Annotated in this window: 2 protein-coding genes and 1 pseudogene; 1 reads left to right on the plus strand and 2 read right to left on the minus strand. The window is 56.0% G+C overall.

The genetic code is table 11. The features are described from left to right. The first annotated feature begins 206 nt into the window (after nt 1-206). A complete protein-coding gene (locus G3480_RS25875) occupies nt 207-1,511 on the plus strand; it encodes a transposase (protein WP_164657086.1) in 1,305 nt (434 codons plus the stop codon). A gap of 203 nt (nt 1,512-1,714) precedes the next feature. Here the strand turns inward: G3480_RS25875 and G3480_RS25880 are convergent, their stop codons facing one another. Beyond that, the gene (locus G3480_RS25880; RefSeq protein ID WP_164657087.1) at nt 1,715-2,473 is read right to left on the minus strand and encodes a hypothetical protein; all 759 of its coding nucleotides are present in this window, start codon (nt 2,471-2,473) and stop codon (nt 1,715-1,717) included. Nucleotides 2,474-2,695: 222 nt separating this feature from the next. Continuing rightward, a pseudogene (locus G3480_RS25885) lies at nt 2,696-2,925 on the minus strand (hypothetical protein); the annotation flags it as partial.

Below are 2,925 nucleotides of genomic sequence, written 5' to 3' on the forward strand. Positions count from 1 at the left end.
ATGCTTCGCGCCTACTTCAAGGCCGGGCGCTGGAATTTACTGAAAACTATGGCAAATGCATCCTTCATACCCGCCTCTACATGACACGGAAAATTGGGAATGCGCCCGGTTGGAGCAGCCTGAAAAAAAGTTCTTCGTAGACTTTTGGCGCCGACTCGGTAGACTGGCCGGCATCATTTCAGTGTCGGATTGAGAGGGGGGTGCTGATGAGCGCTCCGTTTTGCCGCAAGCATCTCAGCATTGAGGGGCTGCTGAAAGAAGCGCATCGGGTGTTTCGTCGAATCCCCGATGCACCGGGTCACGACATCGCCTTGGTCGATCATCTGATGTCAGGGCTAGCGCTCTTCGGGTTGAAGTATCCCTCGCTGCTGCAGTTCGACCAGGACTGCCGGGAGGAGACGACGCGAGCGAATCTCAAGGCCCTCTACGGGATTGAGCAGGCCCCGAGCGACACCCGCCTGCGCGAGCGTCTCGATGAGCTTGACCCCAGTCATGTGCGCCCGCTGTATAAAGCCTTGCTGAGTCAGCTGCAGCGTGGCAAGGGGCTGGAGGGGGTTGCCTACCTTGACGGCCATTATCTGCTCTCGGTCGATGGGACGGGGTATTTTTCCTCGCACAAGGTTCACTGCGATCAGTGTGCCGAGAAGCACCACCGCGACGGCACCATCACCGACTATCATCAGATGCTCGGTGCGGTCTTGGTGCATCCGGATTGCCGGGAAGTCTTTCCCTTGGCTCCCGAGCCCATCCTCAAGCCGGATGGATCGCGCAAGAACGACTGCGAGCGCAACGCCGCCAAGCGCCTGCTGAGCGATGTGCGTCGTGAGCATCCCCACCTGAAGCTGGTCGTCGTGGAAGACGGCCTGGCTTCCAATGGACCACACATCCGCCATCTGCAAGCGCTGGATCTGCGCTTCATCCTCGGCGCCAAGGCGCACGACCACACCTTCTTATTCGACTGGGTGGACGCGAGCGAGCAGACCCGTGAGGTGAGCGTGCCCGGCGAGGACGGCTACCATCATCGCTTCCGCGACCTCAACGGCGTGCCACTGAACAACACCCACTTCGACCTGGAGGTCAATGTCCTCGAAGACTGGGAGCACGCCCCCGACGGCACGGTCCAACACTTCTCCTGGGTGACCGACCTGCCGATCGATGATGCCAACCTCATGGCCCTGATGCGAGGTGCACGCGCACGCTGGAAAGTCGAAAACGAGACCTTCAACACCCTCAAAAACCAAGGCTACCACTTCGAGCACAATTTCGGTCACGGCGACAAGCACCTCAGCACCGTGCTCATGCACCTGATGATGCTGGCGTTTCTGATCGATCAGATCCAACAGCGCTGCTGTCGGCTGTTCCAGGCGGCCGTGACGCCCGCCAAGAGCAAGGTCCGATTCTGGCGCAAGCTCCGCATCCGCTTTGATCTGTGCCGGATCCCCAACTGGGAGGTGCTCTATCAATCCATTATCTACCCACCGCAGATCGCCTTGGGGCAGGACACCTCGTAGGCACCCGCCGTGACCGAGCGTGCTCGTGGTGTCGTTTGAGGGTGAGAACAAGCCGACCGTAGCAACTCGCTGCCTTACAGCGAGGTGGGCGTTTGTCTGTTGATCTCCAGCGCCGGGCTACATCCCCCGCGACCGCTCGACGCTGCGGCCAGCGGGAATTGCTGGCCGTAGTATATTGGACGTGCAAAAAATGCAGATTTGGTCTATGCCTTCCGTCTTTGACTCCAGCCGAGCATTAGCGAGCCGATTCCTAATAGCATCAACGTCTTGGGAGTTGGCACAGGGGTCGGTCCGCTGTCTGAGCCTGGAGTGCTAGCGGGCGAATCACCAGCTTCAGTCTGCGGGAAATAACCAGTTCCAGTCAGCTTCGATGAGCCTGGGAAACCGGGCCCTTCGATGGATTGCACCCGCATCCCGGCACTCATGTTCAAAAACTGGTCTTCATCAAGTCCTTCAAGCGTCATTTGAAAGGAGACTATTTGGTTGAATCCGCCGCCAGAACCATTTTGGCCGACTAGAACAGCGAAATCCCAGTTTGTTTGTATGCCTCCGCCGTTAAGCTGGGCATTGTTTTCTGCCTTGAACGGTTGTTTCGATGGTACTTTGTCTTCGCTCAGCAGATACTCAAAATCGGTTGCGGTTGGACTGGTTTCGATTGGACTGAACAATGGGCCCGACCCAAGATCATCAAAGTCCGCAAAGTCAAACCACAGACCCAGGATGTCTCCTTTCGTTAAGCTGTTATTGATCGGGTTACTGATATCCGCAACGATTTCTACGGTATTCGGACTAGACGTAACATCGCTGATCGTGATTTTGGCATTAAATGACTGGCGATTTGTCTGATCCGTAAGATCAAAGATTATGCCCGCACTGGCTATCGTCGAACCGAAAATTAAGCCGAGCCCCATAGCTACCTGACATAATCTCGGGGATGTTGAGGGGTTAGAGGTTCTATTCATTTCCTAAAATCCACAGTTGTTTGGCAATCATGCAAATGCAAAATACGGGCCAACCTCACCAAGTAATTAATAATAAAAAAATATTTTTCCGCACAATTGAAGCATAGCACCTACAGCTTGATCAAAGGCTCTTGTTTGTAAAATTTTCTGACACCCAGCGGATGCCTTTTCATGCAGGCTGTCCATACTCCCATGGCTGTGAAGGTCACGATTCGTGAGCGGTTATCGAAGGCCGTTCTCGCGACCTCCTATCGCCTTGCCGCTTTGGCGTTGCGCAAGCAATCGCGCGACGGATACAGGCGGCTTTTTCGGATCATGGGTGCGAGTTGGAGCCGGTTTCTTCGGGCCACGTGGATGCTTGCGGTACTTGCCCAGCTGCACCTGTTGCGCGGTGGCGAGCAGCCAGGCGGCCATCGCCTCGGGCGTGAACGTTTGAAACACGGCCCATTCCT

This window comes from Thiorhodococcus mannitoliphagus, from assembly GCF_010915725.1.
Taxonomy (GTDB): Bacteria; Pseudomonadota; Gammaproteobacteria; order Chromatiales; family Chromatiaceae; genus Thiorhodococcus; species Thiorhodococcus mannitoliphagus.

What these genes read in the sequence shown, in the direction of transcription:
- G3480_RS25880 (WP_164657087.1), bottom strand. Translation starts at nt 2,473, where the DNA reads ATGAATAGAACCTCTAACCCCTCAACATCCCCGAGATTATGTCAGGTA.
- G3480_RS25875 (WP_164657086.1), top strand. Translation starts at nt 207, where the DNA reads ATGAGCGCTCCGTTTTGCCGCAAGCATCTCAGCATTGAGGGGCTGCTG.